The organism is Micromonospora sp. NPDC050495 (genome assembly GCF_040655175.1).
Taxonomy (GTDB): domain Bacteria; phylum Actinomycetota; class Actinomycetes; order Mycobacteriales; family Micromonosporaceae; genus Micromonospora.
Map to the genome: position 1 here is coordinate 1 of NZ_JBFAJK010000077.1, position 16869 is coordinate 16869.

General features: G+C 67.6%; 14 protein-coding genes. 7 read left to right on the forward strand and 7 right to left on the reverse strand.

All coding sequences use genetic code 11. From position 1 onward, the window contains the following. Positions 1 to 155: 155 nt before the first annotated feature. The 7 genes from AB0I11_RS32755 to AB0I11_RS32785 all read right to left on the reverse strand — a co-directional run bounded on the left by AB0I11_RS32755 (position 156) and on the right by AB0I11_RS32785 (position 8598). Complete coding sequence (locus AB0I11_RS32755; protein WP_357329533.1) at positions 156 to 1373, reverse strand: restriction endonuclease; 1218 nt, start codon at positions 1371 to 1373, stop codon at positions 156 to 158. Further along, positions 1370 to 3658, reverse strand: a complete 2289-nt coding sequence (locus AB0I11_RS32760) for an AAA family ATPase (protein ID WP_357329535.1) — start codon at positions 3656 to 3658, stop codon at positions 1370 to 1372. The genes AB0I11_RS32755 and AB0I11_RS32760 overlap by 4 nt, the downstream gene beginning before the upstream one ends. Positions 3659 to 4343: 685 nt before the next feature. After that, positions 4344 to 4970, reverse strand: coding sequence for a response regulator transcription factor (locus AB0I11_RS32765; RefSeq protein ID WP_357329537.1), 627 nt, complete (start codon positions 4968 to 4970; stop codon positions 4344 to 4346). Between the two features lie 103 nt (positions 4971 to 5073). Next, positions 5074 to 5682: a hypothetical protein gene (locus AB0I11_RS32770; RefSeq protein ID WP_357329539.1), complete on the reverse strand. Its 609-nt coding sequence runs from the start codon at positions 5680 to 5682 to the stop codon at positions 5074 to 5076. Further along, complete coding sequence (locus tag AB0I11_RS32775; RefSeq protein ID WP_357329541.1) at positions 5679 to 6335, reverse strand: GNAT family N-acetyltransferase; 657 nt, start codon at positions 6333 to 6335, stop codon at positions 5679 to 5681. Before AB0I11_RS32775 ends, AB0I11_RS32770 begins: the two co-directional genes overlap by 4 nt. Positions 6336 to 6346: 11 nt before the next feature. After that, on the reverse strand, positions 6347 to 7840 hold the full coding sequence (locus tag AB0I11_RS32780; protein ID WP_357329543.1) for an APC family permease: 1494 nt from the start codon (positions 7838 to 7840) through the stop codon (positions 6347 to 6349). Positions 7841 to 7902: 62 nt separating this feature from the next. Continuing rightward, positions 7903 to 8598, reverse strand: coding sequence for a GPP34 family phosphoprotein (locus AB0I11_RS32785; protein WP_357329545.1), 696 nt, complete (start codon positions 8596 to 8598; stop codon positions 7903 to 7905). A gap of 798 nt (positions 8599 to 9396) precedes the next feature. Here AB0I11_RS32785 and AB0I11_RS32790 point away from each other — a divergent pair. From AB0I11_RS32790 to AB0I11_RS32820, 7 genes are all read left to right on the forward strand, one after another. Then, a complete protein-coding gene (locus AB0I11_RS32790; RefSeq protein ID WP_357329547.1) occupies positions 9397 to 11097 on the forward strand; it encodes an IS1634 family transposase in 1701 nt (566 codons plus the stop codon). Positions 11098 to 11237: 140 nt separating this feature from the next. Then, a complete protein-coding gene (locus AB0I11_RS32795; RefSeq protein ID WP_357329559.1) occupies positions 11238 to 12092 on the forward strand; it encodes a radical SAM protein in 855 nt (284 codons plus the stop codon). A gap of 14 nt (positions 12093 to 12106) precedes the next feature. After that, positions 12107 to 13333 (forward strand): methionine adenosyltransferase, encoded by a 1227-nt coding sequence (locus AB0I11_RS32800; protein ID WP_357329549.1) that lies wholly within the window; start codon positions 12107 to 12109, stop codon positions 13331 to 13333. Beyond that, positions 13333 to 13986 carry a methyltransferase domain-containing protein gene (locus tag AB0I11_RS32805; protein ID WP_357329551.1) on the forward strand — a complete coding sequence of 218 codons (654 nt, stop codon included), beginning with the start codon at positions 13333 to 13335 and terminating at the stop codon, positions 13984 to 13986. Before AB0I11_RS32800 ends, AB0I11_RS32805 begins: the two co-directional genes overlap by 1 nt. Positions 13987 to 13991: 5 nt before the next feature. Next, entirely contained in the window at positions 13992 to 14711 is a 720-nt protein-coding gene (locus AB0I11_RS32810) for a phytanoyl-CoA dioxygenase family protein (RefSeq protein ID WP_357329553.1), read from the forward strand. Further along, positions 14708 to 15412, forward strand: a complete 705-nt coding sequence (locus AB0I11_RS32815) for an FkbM family methyltransferase (RefSeq protein WP_357329555.1) — start codon at positions 14708 to 14710, stop codon at positions 15410 to 15412. Before AB0I11_RS32810 ends, AB0I11_RS32815 begins: the two co-directional genes overlap by 4 nt. Further along, the gene (locus AB0I11_RS32820) at positions 15402 to 16784 is read left to right on the forward strand and encodes a hypothetical protein (protein WP_357329557.1); all 1383 of its coding nucleotides are present in this window, start codon (positions 15402 to 15404) and stop codon (positions 16782 to 16784) included. The genes AB0I11_RS32815 and AB0I11_RS32820 overlap by 11 nt, the downstream gene beginning before the upstream one ends. Positions 16785 to 16869 lie beyond the last annotated feature (85 nt).

Genomic DNA, 16869 nt, shown 5'->3' on the forward strand with positions numbered 1-16869 from the left:
GGAACAAACCGGGTCATCAAGACCGTCGCCCGCGACGCCTACGGCTTCCGCAACCCCGAAAACCAGCGATTACGCACCCGCACCGCAACCACCCGCCGCCACCGCGGACACCTCAACCCCGCCTAACTTTGAACAGCCTCCATGACTGAGCCATCTCAGGCGGGGTGTTGAAGCGGTACAGCTGCTTCGTGCATGGCGAGGCCGGCGAGAAGGTTCACGTCATTCAGGAGTTGCTCAGGCGGTTGGCGCAGGTTGAGTGGTCGGTAGCCGATGGTGGTGTCGGTGTTGCGGATGCGCCATGTTGTGGGAGGTTCTGTGCCCTGGGCGTAGAGGATCCAACCGCTGCGTAGGTTCAGCGCGGTGCAGTAGGCGAGCATTTGGTAGACATCGGGGTTGGTCGGCTTCGCCGCCCGTGGCTCGATCTTGTACTTGGCGTCGAAGACGGCCACCGGTCGTCCGTCGACGAGGTGCAGAACATCCGGTTCGATTCGGATGCTCTGCCCTACGTCGAGCGGCCATTTGCCAGGTGTCTCCGTGTGGCCACCGTAGCTAGACAGCGCCTCGCGTAGGGCCACGCCGATGAACGCTTCGAAGACCTTCTCCATGTTGACGACGAAGGCTGCGATGGCATAGCGGCCGGCACCGGGGTCGGCGGAGCAGTGCCGCAGAATCAGCTCGCTGAGGCGCAGCGCCGGGGCGTATCGGGCGTTGAGCCGGCTCGGACGCCACACGGGCAGCGGAGCTCCTTGCGGTAGCACGCGCACCCCGGCCAGGCGGGCATCCAGCTCGATCAGATCGCTCTGATCGGCCTCGCGTAGCCGCGGAACGGTCAGCATGCGTTGTACGGCCGTGCGCAGGAGACGGTTCTCCGGGATGTCGTTGCTGTAGTCGTCATAGCGCACCTCGATCGGTAACTGCACGCCGGGGCGTGCGGCCGCGTGGTCGCCGAACCGGATTCGTCCGCGCACGAGCGGCAGGGCGTCCTCGACGGTGGCATACCCGTGCAGCGGACCGGAGGCGAGTGCGCGACGGGTATGACGAATCAGCGATGTGGCCAGGGCCGGCCACAGCCCGGCGGTGGGGACGCCGGCCACGTCTTCCGGCCGGAATCCGGGGTTGGCCGCGTAGCCGAGGAAGAAAAGCAGGTTGGCAAGGCCGACCTTCGGCGTCACTTCGACCTCGAGATTGCCGACACGGATTGCCCCGACCTTTCGGCCAGCTTTGATCTTCCATCGGCCGTCGACGGCAGGGCTCACGGTAACGAGGTCCGCGGCACGCAGCGCGGCGACCTGGTGGTCGTCCAGTGCCAGCACGACCGCCTTGGATCCAACCTCGGTGAGGACGATGGAACCCGGTGTGGCGCTGGTGTTCACCCCAGGCTCGCGGCGATGTCAGCGTTTTGGGCTGGCACGGTGACGCGCGCAGCGTCGGTGTCGTCGACTACCCGCCCATTAGGGAAAGCTTGTGTAGCGATGGCCGTGCGGATCGCTGACAGCCCGAACCGGCTGCGGACCGCTGCGCGTGACAGGCGTCCCGCATAGTGCTCCTCGAGGAGTGGCAGCAGGTCGTGGTCCCAAATCCGTGTCAGGCCCTCGACATGCCCGGCGGTGGGGCGCATGAAGTAGGAAGGGCCGATCTTGAAGTCGTGGTCGGCGGCCCCGATCGCCGCGTTGAGGGCGCCCAGCAGAGCGGGACGTTCGTCATCGGCCTTGCCCTGCTTCTTCAGCCACACATGCAGCACCGACGAGACCGGTTCCTCGTCCGGGTGCAGCTCGACAAACGCGAAGCGGCGGCGGATCGCGGCATCGACCAGCGCGATCGACCGATCCGCGGTGTTCATCGTGCCGATGAGCAAGACGTTTGGTGGCAGGTTGAACGCCTCCGCCGGCGAGTACTGAAGGCGGACGGTGGCCTGCCGGTACTCCAGGAGGAAGTACAGCTCTCCGAAGACCTTCGCGAGGTTGGCGCGGTTGATCTCGTCGATGACCAAGACGTGCGGCTTGCTTGGATTCTCCTTCGCCGCTGCGGCGATCTCCCGAAGCGGTCCGGGAACCTTGGCGAAGCCCACCGCTGCGCCGTCCGCGCCCTCAACGGGTCGGAAGCCTTCGAAGAAGTCCTCGTAGGCGTACGAGGGATGGAACTGGACCAGACGAATCGCGTCCCGTTCTGCAATGTGTCGGGCCACCGCCTGAGCGATAAACGTCTTTCCCGTGCCGGGTGGGCCGAACAGGACGACTTGGGACCGCTCTTGCCACAGATCGAGCAGCTTCTGCAACCAGTCTTGAGGCAGGTTCAGGCGATCGGCGAGGTCGCCGGTAGCCGGCGGCAACGCAGGCACAGCGTGCGGGGCCTGCCTGCTACGACTGTTGCCCTCCGTTTCGTGGCCGGCAGGCTCTACGACCTCCTCGATCAGACCCGTGAGCGCCTCCAACGCACCGGTCAGGTCAACGACAACACCCTGTTGATCCAGCTCCGCCGGAAGGGGCGCTGGGAGGGTGTCCACCGGGACCGGGCCAATCGCCACCCACTGCACCGGTCTGACCAGCAGCAACTCGTCTCCGTCGAACACGTAGTCCGGTTCGCCATCGATCACACCGAGGTGCAGCTCGTCGTTGACCACTGTCGCCACGATGTCCTCGACGTTCATCAGCGACAGGAACGCGTGGTATTCCGTGGCGAGCACGAGCCGCCCGGCGTAGTCCACATGCCCGAACCCGGCATCCACAGCTGACCGCACGGCGGATCGCTCTGATCCCACCGGCAGCTGGCCGATGCGGGTGGCCACGAGCGAAACGACCTGGTCGCTCTTCCACTGGTCGAGCACATCTTCACTCGCCCGGGACCGGACGAGCCAGGCACGCCGGCCCTGCGGTGGCGGCTTCCACTGACTCGCAAACGGCGGCCGGTAGAAATCGACTCGCTGCCCACCGACCTGCTTCTGCACCTGCGTGGTGATGTGGAACAGGTCTCTGTTGAGGTCTTGCGTCGGCGCCACTGCGGCACCCGGAGCGAACGCGTCGCGGATCGCCCGCTTGTGGGCCACGTTGACGATTGGCAAGAACTGCGTGGGGAACGCGAGGTAGAGCAGCGCCTCCCGCAACGAGGGCATCAGCTTCTTCTCGTACACAACCTCCTGCCACACCCAGGGGTCGCTCAGAGCGCGAGCGCGCCGTTGCTCGGGTAGCGCCCACCAGGCCAGGAGAAATTCGACGGCGTCGGCCAGCCACTTCCACAACATCGTGTGGGCGCCGGTCCCCCCGTTCCAGGTCTTCTGCTGAAAAGCGGCCAGGACTGGCTCCGGGACGGCCGGAGGTGTACGCATCCAGGCCAGCACGGCCTCGACACGTCTGCGCTTGGTCACCGGAGTGAGGTTGCTCAGCGGGAGCGCCTGCAGGGTCAACAACTCCGCAGCCAACAGCTTGACCTCATCGGAGGCGTCGTCGAGCTGCCGTCGCAACTTGACCAGGAACGCATCCGAGCCCTCGTCCGGGCGCTCGTTGTAGGCGCGGAAAAGCTCCCGCACGGTTTGCTGCGTCCATGCCCGCCCGCCAAGGGCTAGCAGCGAGCCGCCCTGACCGAGCCCTACGTCGATGAGCCTGCGGCCGACCGACCGCACCATCTCGTCGTCTCGAGAGGGAATGATCGCCCCGTCCTCCACGAGCCACCCCAATCAGGTGCCGGCTGTCAATACAGAGGCCAGCGGTGACACCACCGGACCCCAACCAAGCTAGTGAGGTGGGCACCACCCAGCAAAGACCCAATCGGACAAAAGGCTCCCTCGATTTCTGACAGGGCAGCTTTCCAAATCTCAGGCCGTCGCGGGCAGTCCAGCCAAGCCGGCGCGCCGGCGCGAGCATCATCCAGCGGGCCGTGTGCCTCCCTGCCTGCCTCAACAGAGCCGTTCTAGAGCGCCAAGCCGGGGCACAGAGCAAGATCGCCGGAATCATCATCAGCGAGACACTCCCTCCCTGTGAAACTGCCGCCCCGCCCCTGGCTGGGGCAGCGGTCCGGCGTCCCGCCCACCTACTTGCGCCGGGAACACCTTCTGAAGAGCATGATGAGATCATGATCGCGACGAGTACCTCCCCGACGTTGAATGCCTGTCATCGAGTTCGCTGGAAAACCACTCCCGGTGCCGCATGCCGTCGAACGTGTAGTCCACGGTCAACCTCGTGGCGGCGAATGAACGGCTCATCTTGAACCGTTCGACGTTGACCACCCCGGCCGGTCGCCTCGACGCCCACGCGTACCCCTCGGACACGAGGCCGACGCGGCCCCGGTGTTCGGTTGAGCAGTGGCGGGCAAGTCGTTGCGCGGAGGTCTGCGGGTGGGTCGTGCTGGTGTCAGATGAGGCCGTTGCGCAGGGCGTATGCCACGGCGTGGCAGCGGTTGCGGAGGTGGAAGCGGTTGGTTATGTCGTGGAGGGTGTTCTTGATCGTTCGTGGGGAGTAGGAGAGTTTGGTGGCGATGTCGGCGGTGTCGAAGCCGTCGGCGAGGAGCCGCAGTATCTCGATCTCGCGGTCGCGTAGTCCGGTGACGGTCAGGCCGCGTGGCGTGAGCACGTCTCGGTGCAGTGCTCCGACTTGTTGGAGTAGTCGGCCGAGCAGGTCTGGTGGGAGGCTGCCGTCGCCTGCTGCGGCGGCGCGGATGACCGTGACGAGGCGGTCCGCGTCGGCGTCGCAGCGGCGGACGATCCCGGCGACACCGTGTTCGGCTGCGGTGACCAGCCCGGCGTCGTCGACGTGGGTCACCACCAGTACGAGTGCGGGGACCGTCCTCCGGCGGCGCAGCGCGCGGAGGGTTCGCAGGGTTGGCTCGTTGACGCTGTCGCAGACGACAAGCGTCACCTCGGCCTGGTCGGCCTCGGCGTCGTCGAGCAGCAGCACCTCAGGGCGGGGGCGCAGCTGGCTGACCAGGCCGACGCGGGTGATGGCGTCGGTGCAGATCAGACTGATCGGGGTGCGGGGCATGAGGGCTTCCGTGCTCGGGTGTCTGGTGATCGCGGTGAGGGTTGCCTGCTGGCCGGCGTCGTGGCTGCCGCGTCGTTGGGGCGGCCACGACGCCCGGGGTGGGTTACGGGTTGCGCGGGGTGGACCGGCCGCTGCGGCGCAGGGGCCACAGGCGTGGCCCGCTGGGCAGGTGCAGCGGCAGGTCCTCCCGGTAGCCGTTCGCGCGCAGCAGGTGTCGGGCGCCGTCGGTGGTGACGACGGCGTACGCCGGGTCGCCGGTCTCATCTATGACCTGGTGGTGGGCGCGCAGTAGGTCACTGGCGACGTGCCAGCCGTAGTCGGGTTGCACGGCCAGCCAGGACAGCCAGTGGTGTGGGGCGTTGGGCCGGTAGCTGCGGATGGCGGTGTTCAGCTCGCTGAAGCGGGGAGCCGACCGGCCTGCGAACGTCGTGAGGTGGTAGTCGCCGAGGGCCCATTGCTGGGCGTTGAGGTCGTGGTGCCGCCATACCGCGACCGCGGACCAGTCCCCCGTCACGTCGACGTGGCCGGTTTCGATGGCGTGGTCGACGTCGACGGCGAGGAGCCGGTGCAGGACGTCCGGCCGGTGGTCGGCGTCCGGCACCAGCCAGTGTGCGACTGGGTCCCGGGACAGCGCGTCGGCCAGCAGCGCGGTGATTGCGGGAACGTCGGCCGGGCGCGCCCGGCGTACGGGGGTGGTCATGGCGGCGGTCACCGCGGCCGCCGGTAGTACGGATTGAGAGGCGGGAACGACGAGCGGACGCCGCCGTTGACCTGGCCGCGCCACATCGGCCAGAACAGTGGCCCGTCCGATGTGGGTTGCATCGGTTGTCCTGCCTGGTAGCCGTGGCGGGCGTACAGGTCGCGGTTGCGGGGGTCGCTGGCCTCCAGGTACGCCGGCATGTTCTCCCGGTCTAGGGCCTTGTGGGCGTGGGTGAGCAGCGCCGACCCGATGCCTCGGTTCTGCACGGCGGGGGCGACGCCGAGGTAGGCGAGGTAGGCGTGCGGTAGACGGGGGTGCCTGGCCTCGAACATCGCACCGAGTAGTAGGAACTTTGGCGCGTACTGGCCGGTGGCTTTCTCCAGCTCGTACACGTGGTCGGCGTAAGGCGGTGGTGTTTCGTCGTGCCGGTACCAGATCGCCGCCCCGGACAGGTCGTGGGTGGTGTCGACTCTGCCGTGGCGCAGGCCGAGGGCGAGCATGAGCCGGAAGTAGCCGGTGAACACCTCCAGCCGGTCGGCGGGCTCCGGGACCGCCCATTCGGCGACGGTGCCGGTGGAGAAGGCCTGCGCGAGCACGGGCAGCAGCACCGGTACATCGTCGGTTGTGGCTTGCCGGATGGTGAGATCGGTGCGGGTCGTGGGCATGCTGTGGCTCCTCAGGCGGGTTGGCGGACGGGGTCGGGGGTGCGCAGCGAGGCTGTCGCGCTGTCGACGCCGAGGCCGATCGTCTGGTAGATGTCGGGTCGGACGGCGCGCAGTGTGAGCGCCCAGGCCAGCCCGATCGCCGCGGCGAGGGCGTAGCTGGCGGGGAACATCCACCGCAGCGGGGAGGTCGGCTCGACCCCGAGGAGAGTGTCGAACTGCTCGACGGTGACGACGAGGATCGCGCCGAGGGCCAGGGCGGACAGCAACGGCGCTGCGGTGGTGCGCCATAGGCCGTCGTGGTGGGCGATGCGGGTGAAGTAGCGGACCACGGCGACGGAGGTGGCTGTCATCAGGATCAGCACGCCGAGCGCGCCGGTGGAGGTGAGCCAGAAGAACAGGTGCACGATCGGGTCGGCGCCGGCGAGCACATAGCCGGTGAGCACGGCTGCGGCGAGGGCGGTTTGGAGGATCGAGCCGGCCTTCGGCGCGCCGGTGCGCCGGCTGGTCCGCCCGAGCACGCTCGGAAGCACCCGTTCGCGGCCGAGGGCGAACGCGTACCGGGCCACCGTGTGATGGAAGGACAGCAGGGCGGCGAACAGTGAGGTGATGAACAGCCACCGGCCGGTGGTGACCACGCTGGCGGCCAGGTGCGGGGACACCAGGTTGAAGATGAGGTCCGTGCCGTCGCTGCGGGCCGCGTCGACGATCTTGTCCGGGCCGGTGGCCACCGACATCGCCCACGCCGACACGCCGTAGAGCAGGCCGGTGACTGCCACGGCGATGTAGGTGGCGCGGGGCACCGTGCGCTTGGGGTCCTTCGTCTCTTCGGCGAACACCGTGGTCCCCTCGAAGCCAACGAACCCGGCGATGCCTGTCACGAGGGCCGCGCCGACGCCCGCCCCGATCAGGTGGCTCGGGGCCAGCGTGTCGAAGCGGATGACTCCTTCCGCCGGGTGGCTGACCATGACCGCGTCGTAGACCACCGCGATCGCGCACTCGGCGACCAGCAGCACGGCGAGGACCTTGCCGTTGAGGTCGATACGCAGCAGACCGAACACGGCGATCAACGCGCATGCCAGGAAGGCGCACAGCCACCAGGTGGTGTTCATGCCGTACCGGTCGTTGAGGAACCCGGACAGGACCGCGCCGAACACGCCGTACAGGCCGATCTGCATCGTGTTGTAAGCGACCAGGGCGACGATCGCCGCGGCGACCCCGGCCGGCCTGCCGAGGCCGCAGGCGACGTAGGTGTAGAACGCGCCGGCGTTGACAATCCGGCGGGACATGGCCACGTAGCCGACGGCGAACAAGGCCAGCACCCCGGCGACCACCAGATAGGCAAGCGGGATGCCGAGCACGCCGGTCACGGCGTAGCCGGTCGTTGCGCCGCCGGCGACGGCTGTCAACGGTGCGGCGGCCGCGACGACGAAGAACACCACGGCGGGGATGCCGAGCCGGCCGCGGGCCAGCACCGCGGACACGGTGTCAGGGTGGTTCCTGGGCATGAGGAAGCTGCCCCTCTCAAGGAGTTGAAGGTGAACGGTGGGGTGGTGCGCCGCAGCTGCGCTCAGGTGCGGTGGCTCAGAACGGTGTGACCAATCGCGGTGTCGAGATCGGCGAGGAGTTCACGCATCGGCTGCGGGGCGGCTGCCAGCAGGCGCCGCAAGTGCGCGCCGACCGCGTAGGGGGCACCGTCGAGGATGAACTGGTCCAAGTGGCAGGACGCGGCGATGCCGGCCAAAGCGAGGTCGAATGCGTCCAGGTCCTCGTACTGGCGCAGCTTCGTTGACAGGCGGGCCCATGACCAGGCGGCGACGTTCATGTTCGTCGGGACGTGCACCGTGACCGCGCGCAGGAGTTTCCGTTGCTGCTGCGGTTCGACCTTGCCGGCCTGCCACAACCGCCGCGCGACCTCATCATGAGCAGTCGCCGCGAGGTACGACAGCCACGTGCGCGTAGCGGTGTGCTGCGATTCGCCGATCAGCCGGTCCAGGATGAGATGTTGCAGCGGGTCGGCCGGCGGCCGATGGTCAAGCACGTAGAGGTGCCCCCGATCGAAGGTGATCCGCCCGGCGGCAGCCAGCTCACCGAGCAGCGCCGCCGCCAGCCCGTGAGTGACCGCGCTCTGGTGCAGACGAGGCCGGCCGCTCTGATCGTCGTGAGAGATGAGGAAAAACTCGTCAGCCAGGAGCGCCGGCCGGTCCGGGCCAGTTCCCCGCGCCTGCCGGTGCCTGGCATGCATGGGCTCGAGGTGCAGGTGCATTGTCGGGCGGCCGTCGTCTGCGCCAGGGGGTGTGGGAATCACCGCTGCTGGCCTTCCTTGGTCGGAACTTGTATTAGGGCGAGTTTCTTGAGTTCCTTGAGGACGTCGAGCACTGCGTAGGCGTCGCTGGACTACCTCAAAGGCCCACGCGTACTGGGTGCTATTCATTCCGGGGCTCGATCCAAGACGAGAGCGCAGTTGCGCGCGCCAAGTTCCATGCAGGGCGGGTGAGGGTTGGCGGCGTAGGCGCAGGCCGGTCGATGGCCGACCAGCCATGTCCGTACCGGGTCAAGTCGTTCTGCTCATATTCGACGCCTCCTCCTGCAGCGGCACTGGTTAGGGCGCTTGCGGAGGATGGCCTCCCGCAATTCACACGCCAGCAGGTCCCGGCGCTCAGGTGATCCGTCTTGCACCTCAGCAGCACGGGACCAGTCAACGATTACGTGATCACGGCGGGCGGGACAGCCCACGGTGAGGGGCCAGCGTGAGACCCCACCGTGAGGTGTCCCGGTCGGCACCTTCCACGCCAAGCTTGACATCGGCGTCCGTCAAATTGGTTTGGCGCCAGACGTGAGGAGGTGGACCGTGCGTGTGTCAGCGATGACATCGGAACCGGCACCGTGGCCTGCGTTCCGCAAGATCACGCCGATATAGTCGGTTCGCGGCGATGAAGTTGCAGGTCACGGGATCGTGGCCTGGTGGAAGCGGCGAAATCCCCTAGTGACACGCCTGTCTGTGGATAACCTTAGCTAGCTGGAGATCTTCCGGTGGTCGCATAGTCGGTGTACGGTCTGGCGCGTGTATGTGAAGGTGTCCACGCGCCGCACCCGCGATGGGCAGACGATCCGCTACCTGCAGCTGGCCCACAACGAGTGGGATCCGGTGGCCAAGGCGTCCAAGACGCGGGTGTTGTACTCGTTCGGCCGCGAGGACCAGCTCGACGTGGCCGGGGTGCGGCGGCTGGTGGATGCGTTGTCGCGGCTGCTAGAGCCGGCCGACGCCCTGGCCGCGACGGCGCCGGCGGGGCTGTCGTTTGTGGAGTCGCGACCGCTGGGCGGGGTGTGGCTGCTGGACGGGCTGTGGCAGCAGCTGGGCATCGACAAGATCATTAACGGGTTGGTGGATACCCGCTGGCGGGAAGCCGATGTGGAGCGAGTGCTGTTCGCGCTGGTGGCCAACCGTGCCCTGGCGCCGTCGAGCAAGCTGGCCGCCGCGCAGTGGGTCTGCCACGACGTGGCGGTGCCGGGCCTCGACACGCTCACCGATGATGCCTGCTATCGGGCGATGGACGAGCTGATCGGCGTCGAGCCCGCGCTGACCCGGGCGGTCTACGACCACATCGCCGACCTGCTGAACCTTGAAGTGGATCTTCTTTTCTTCGATACGACCTCGACGTACTTCGAGTTGGACGAGGCCGATGAACTGCTCTGGCGTGACGACAAGGGCAAGGTCGTGGCCGAAGGCGACCCGGCGGCGGTCAAGCAGGCCGGGTTTCGCACCCACGGCAAGAGCAAGGACCACCGCGACGACCTGCCCCAGGTCGTGGTCGGCATGGCCGTCACCCGCACCGGCATCCCCGTGCGGGTGTGGTGCTGGCCGGGCAACACCAGCGACTCGGCGCTGATCCGCCAGGTCAAGACCGACATGCGCGACTGGAGCCTCGCCCGCATCGTGTGGGTCGCCGACCGCGGCTTCGCCTCCGCCGAGAACAGAAGGTTCCTGCAGCAGGGCGGCGGGAACTACATCCTCGGCGAGAAGCTCCGTTCAGGCACCGCCGAGGCCGACGCCGCCCTGGCCCGGCAGGGCCGCTACGCCACTGTCGCCGACAACCTGCAGGTCAAAGAAGTCAACATCGGTACCGACGACCGGTTCGTCATCTGCTTCAACCCCGAAGCCGCCGAACGAGATGCCGCCGTGCGCCAACGCCTGATCGCCCAGCTCACCGACACCATCGACGGTTCGGACACGCTGAGCGACACCAAGCGCGCCGAGCTGCGCGGGGTGATCTCCACCAAGCCCGGCCTCAACCGCTACCTGCGCGTCACCCCCGGCGGGCTGCTGCGCATCGACGCCGCCGCCGTCAAGGCCGAGCAGCGTCTGGACGGCAAGTACCTGCTGCGCTGCTCCGACCCGAAGCTGTCGGCCGAGGACATCGCCCTGGGCTACAAGCAACTACTCGAGGTCGAACGCGGCTGGCGTGACATGAAGACCACCCTGGACCTGCGACCGGTCTACCACCGCCGCGAAGACCGCATCCGCGCCCACATCCTGCTCTGCTGGCTCGCGCTGCTGCTCATCCGCGTCGCCGAGACCACCACCGGCCACACCTGGACCAAGATCCGCACCGAAGCGGAGCGCATCCATCTCGGCGTGTTCACCGGCCCTGCCGGCACATTCAGCCAACGCACCGAACTGTCCCAGCCCCAGAAGGCCCTGCTGGCCAAGCTGAAGATCACCGAACCGCCACGCGTCCTCGACGCCACACCCGCAACCGCCTGACCAGCACCAACACCACCGCCTAGTGACACGCCATGTCACCGGGCCAAGCCCTGTTTGCCCAGCTCACCCCTCGATTCCATGCCGCCAGAGCAACGTGATCTTGCGGAACGCAGGCGTGGGAGTGGGAGTTCGACTGGCATCTGACGAACCGCTGCAACTTCTTCTGCGAGTACTGCCATCCGCAGATCCGTTACGTGTTGAACAAGAAGCACCTGAACGAGCCCGACGCCGACCTGGTGGTTCGGCGCTTCGAGGACGTCGGCCGCACGAGTCTCGTACACATGTCGGGCGGGGAGCCGTTCCTGTATCCCGGCTTCGTGGAACTCTGCGCCGGGCTGACCCGCCGCAACTGGATCAGCATCAACACCAACCTGGCTTCGCCCGAGCTAGTCACCCGCTTCGCCAACGAGGTCGACCCGACGCGGGTGGCGAAGATCGTGGCAGCCCTGCACGTGCCGGAGCGTGACCGCCTCGGTTTGCCAATGACGGAGTACGCCGAGTCATTCCGAATCCTGCGTGGGGCCGGCTTCGACGTGGTGGCGCTGTACGTGCTCTTTCCGCCGCTGCTCCCCCGACTCCGCGACGACTTGGCGTCGCTGGCGGCTCTTGGAGTGGATCCGTTGCGGGCCAAGGTGTTCAAGGGCGTCTACGAAGGGCGTCGGTACCCGGAGGCGTACACCGACGCGGAGCGTGCGCTGATCCTCGAGAACTCCGGCGAGTACACCTTCAACCGGCCGTACCTCGACGGGATGCTCGCCTTTCGCGGCCAGCCCTGCACGGCGGGAATGACCTCGTTCAAGGTGACCGTCACCGGCGAGGTCCGGCGGTGCGCTTCCGTGCCGACCAGCTACGGCAACCTCTACAACGGCACATTCCGGCCCGACTCCGTACCGGCGCCGTGCCCGGCGAAGCGGGTCCTGGTCCTGTCGCAGTGCATGGCGTACCTCGTCGATCCGCCAAAGCCGGTATCCGCCGCTAGCCCGCCCCGTTCATGAGAGGAGAAAGCGCCATGCAGGTCATCACCAGCCTCGGGGCGGTCCACCCCGATCAGGCACCGTTCGACGTCGCGGAACGCAAGGGCATCGGCCACCCCGACAGCCTGGCGGACCTGGTCGCCGACAGTTTCTCCCGCCGTTACTCCGCAAGCTGCCAGGAGCGCTTCGGTGCGGTGCCTAACCACTGGGTCGACAAGGTCACGCTGGTGGGCGCGGCCGCCGACGTCCGCTTCGGTGGGTACGACATCCGCAAGCCGGTCGACTGCTACCTTTTCGGCAAGGTGACTGAGCGGATCGACGGCAAGGATGTGGGTGTCGCTCAACTGTTCGACGACACGGTCCGCGCTGTTCTCGTCAGCACCCTGGACGACCCAGCGGTCCTCCGGCATCTCCGCATCCATGTCAACAACACCGCCGGCACCGGGACCGACCACCACAGGGACTTCTACGAACCCCGGATGGCCGCCGCGATCAATCAGGTGCTCGCCAGTGAGTCCGTCGCCAACGACACCGTCATGTGCGCGGGGACGAGCCTCCGTGGCCTCGCGGCGCAGACGGCGGTCCAGCTGGAGACGCTGTTGACCAGCTCTGCCTTCCGTACTCGCTATCAGACCGGCACAGACGTCAAGGTCATGGTGGTGCGCGACCGTGGCCAACTGGACGTGACCGCCGCGGTACCCTTCCATCCCGCGAACGTTCACGCGTGGTCGGAGTATCGGACGGCGCTGGACGCCACCCGGGACGAGATCGAGGGTGAGCTCAAGCGGGTGCTCGACGAGACGCCGATCGCCGTCGGCGCGCGGCTGTCGCTGAACACCAAGGACGTGCCCGGCCGTGGCTATCTCGCCCCCTTCGGCACCTCGCTCGGCAAGGGAGACTGCGGCGCGGTCGGGCGCGGGAACCGATACAACGGGGCGATCGAGCCCCTGCGCCCGGCGAGCGGCGAGGCGCCCGCGGGCAAGAACCCGCTTCACCACGTAGGCAAGATCTACACGGCGGTGGCCGACGAACTGGCGCGACGCATTATGACGGACCTCGGAACGTATGCCGAGGTCGTCATCGCGGCCCGTAACGGTGACCAGCTCGACGATCCGGCGTATGTGCTCATCCGATCAGAGGCACCTATCGGGGTCGCTGGCGAGGCACTCGCCCGGGCAACGATGCGGACGGCGCCGGAATACATCCAGCAGTTCCTGAGGACCGACCCGGTGAGCCGCTTCCGCGCGCAGGAGGACGTCTGATGCCGGCGACGTTGGACGAGGTTCATCTCCGTCATCTCCGCGAGCTGTGTGCACGCCGGGTCATGATCGACGATGAGGGCCTCCGCCTCGGAGACACGTACGTGATGTTCTTCGCCGAGTCCGCCCTGATGGCCGAGCACGCCGCCGCCCTGCTCGGAGGTCAACACGAAGCCCATGTGCTGGAGATCGGCCTCGGCTTGGGCGTCTTCGCCCAGCAGATCGCGCCGCTGCGACCCGCTAGGTACACCGCCGTCGAACCCCATCCGGCGGTCGTGGACTTGGTCGCACCGAGAGTCCGCGAGCACCTGCCCTGTCCCGTCGTGGTTGTCGTCGAACCATGGCAGGTGCTCGATCTTGAGCCGGAGAGCATCGACGCGATTATGTACGACACCTGGCCGCCCGATGGGCAGGCCGACGCCGATTTCGCCAGCTTCGTGGAACGGGTAGCGATCCGCGTCCTGCGGCCCGGAGGCCGCTTCAGCTTCTTCCACAGCGGCACACAGTTGCCCAAGTCGCGCGCCGACGTGCTGGACCGCTTCTTCGCGGACTGGAGCGTAATGAAGGTGACCATCCCTGCGAATCGACTGCCGAGCGGCTGGACGAAGCCGACGGGTGACTTCCTCGTGCCGTGCGCCCGGAAGGGGGTCCAATGATGCGAGTGACCGGCGAAGACCTCCGGGACCGCTTCCGCCAGGATGGCTACCTCGCCATCGAGGGATTCCTGGAGCGCGAGACGTTGTCCCATCTGCGCGCCGCCGCCGACCTGGCATTCGAGCAGATCATCGGCCAGAGTCTGTCCCTGCGGACGGCGCATCCTCGCCTCACCTGGTGGCGCCTGCCGGATGGTCGACCGTATGTCTTCAAGATCAAGCCTGTCGTCGATCTCGCACCGGGCTTCGCGGGCATAGCGGCAAGCGAAGATCTTGGGTTCCTCGCCTCGTCGATGCTCGGCGCCAAGGCGACATTGATGGAGGACAAGGTCACCTACAAGGCGGCACTCGCCGATCCCGCCGCTTGGGCCGACCTGCCGGTTCTCGGCGAGGACGTCCGCAAACACTCCGATGCCTCGTACTTCGCGGCGCGCGGCTACGGCCGGGTGATCACGATGGCGCTGTGTCTCGACGACTGCCCCGCAGCCGCAGGAGCGCTGCGGGTCTGGCCCGGTACTCACCGACGTCCTGTGCGACACGAACCGACACCAAACCAGGGGCCGGTCGTCCCGGACGATGACGCGCCTGACGATCAGGCGGTGACGCTGGAGGCGTCAGCCGGATCGCTGCTGGCCTGGGATGCCGCGCTCGTGCACGCCAGCGGGCCGAACAGCACCGACAGACCGCGGCGACTGCTGGTTCTCGGCTACTCGGCGAGCGGCTCATGACCGCCGCAGCGGATCCGCCGGACCGAGCGACCGGCGGTGCCTCTCAGTCTCCGAACCGCGCCTTCGACCCGCCATACACCCAACCGCACCCGTACTTCGGTCAGTGGGGTGAGGACCGTTGGCTCGTCGAACATCTGGCCGTACCGGCGCAGGGAGTCTTCGTCGATATCGGGGCAGGCGACGGAGTACGGGGTAGCAACACCCTCTACTTCGAGAGGCGGGGATGGACGGGGTTGTGCGTCGATCCTGATCCGCGGAACCGCGCGCCCCTGGCCAGACGCCACTGCGTGGTCCGCCATTGCGCCATCTCGAACACCGCCGGCGAGCAGACCTTCAGCCAGTACGACGCCAAGCCCTCCTGGTCCGGCCTGGGTGACCGGGGCCACGGCTACACCGTGGGCACCGCTCCCTGCCTCCGGCTCGGAGACCTGCTCCACGACCTCGGAATCGAGCGGATAGACCTCCTGAACATCGATGTCGAAGGCACAGAGCTGGACGTCTGGTCGTCCTTCGACCCGGCCGAGCACCGCCCTGGGATCGTCATCATCGAGTACGACTCCCGAGACCCTGATCGCACTGAGGAGCGGATCATCCGCTCTCTCGGAGCTGATCGCTTCGAGCTCCTACATCGAACTCCAGCCAACCTCGTCCTGCGAGGACTGGATCCGGTGAGCCAGCGACGGTGGCGCCATGCGAGATGAGGATCTCCTCGAAGCGCTAGCCACCGCGATCCGGCCAAAGGTAGCCGGTAAGAGGGCGGTGGTCTTCTGCTCCCACAGCGCGGACGAGCCTCACTGGCGAAATCTGCTGTCGGCTGCGGGCGCGGCCGACGTCCTGGTCCTGGCCTTCGATGGCACTCTCCTTGCCGCCTTGCCCAGCCCGCCCGGCACCCGCAGCGCAGCCCAACTGCTCGCGGACCGGCACGCTCTCCTCGCCACCCTCGCGACGGACTCGCCGCTGAGCGCACTCGTAGATCGTTTCGATCCCGACAGGCGAGCGGCGCTTTTCGTCACCGACCCTCTGGAGCCGCTGGCTACAGGCAGCCGGCCCCGCATCGGCGCCAAGCACCCGAGTTGGAGCCTCTTCGAACACAAGAGCGTGGTGGATGTGCTGTGGGACTCCATCGGCCTGCCACGCGCGGAATCAGTGGTGTACGACGAGCCAGCATCGCATTGGCAGCCTGTCCTCCCGCCTGGGACCGAAATCGTCACCGCGAGGCAGACGTGCGGGGCCGAGCCCTCGGCCGGCGGTGGGGACATCCGATGGTCGAGGGCGGGCATGCCCAGTCCGCGGGCGGAGTCGGCAGGGCGACGGCGGATCCGAGTCATGCCGATGATCCCTGGTGTGCCCTGCCGCCTGCACGGCTTGGTTCTCGTCGAGTCGACCGTCGCGTTCACCCCACTGGAGCTTCTGGTACCGCGCAGGCCCGCCGACGGGACCTTCCTCTGCGCGGGCGCCGCACCCATGCCCGTGGCCCAACAGCCTGCCCTGATAGAGCTGACCCGGTGGACGGGCGAGGCCCTGCGCGGCCGGCTGGGCTACCGCGGAGGGTTCTCCGTTGACGGGATTCTCAGCCAAAGCGGGTTCCGCCCCACCGACCTCAACACCAGGGTGACCTCGGCCTTCGAGGCCGCACCGCCACCTCTGCGGGTCGCCGTCCACGCGAGCGCGCTCCTCGCTAGGGAGGGCCTGCGTGGCGGCGACGCGGCCGGACCCGGGCTGACGGAGAGCGTGCATCGTGCCCTGAACGACGCGACCGACCTCAACCTGCTCACGGTGATCGGGCAACCGGCCCCATTGGTGAGGCGACTCGTTCGCTGGCGCGATCTCGGACTTGAAGCGTGCCGGCCCGACGAGGCGCACGGCTCAATCGAGGTCATCAGCGGACCGCGGGGGACCGCCCTTCGGGTTCAACTAGCGCGGAAGCACCTGCCCGTGGGCGTCTCGCCGCAGGAGAGCGTCGTGGTAGCTCTCCGAATGGCTGACGAACTCCTCGACACCGGGATCGGCGACCTGCAACCGCCACCCATAGGGAGCGGCGCCGCCCCCATTCAGAGAAGCGGCACCACCTAATCCGAAAATGACCGTGTCCAGACGCGCGGCAGCATCCCGGCGTAGCGCAGCGGAGCCGGGATGGGGTTGGCGCTGTGTGGTTATG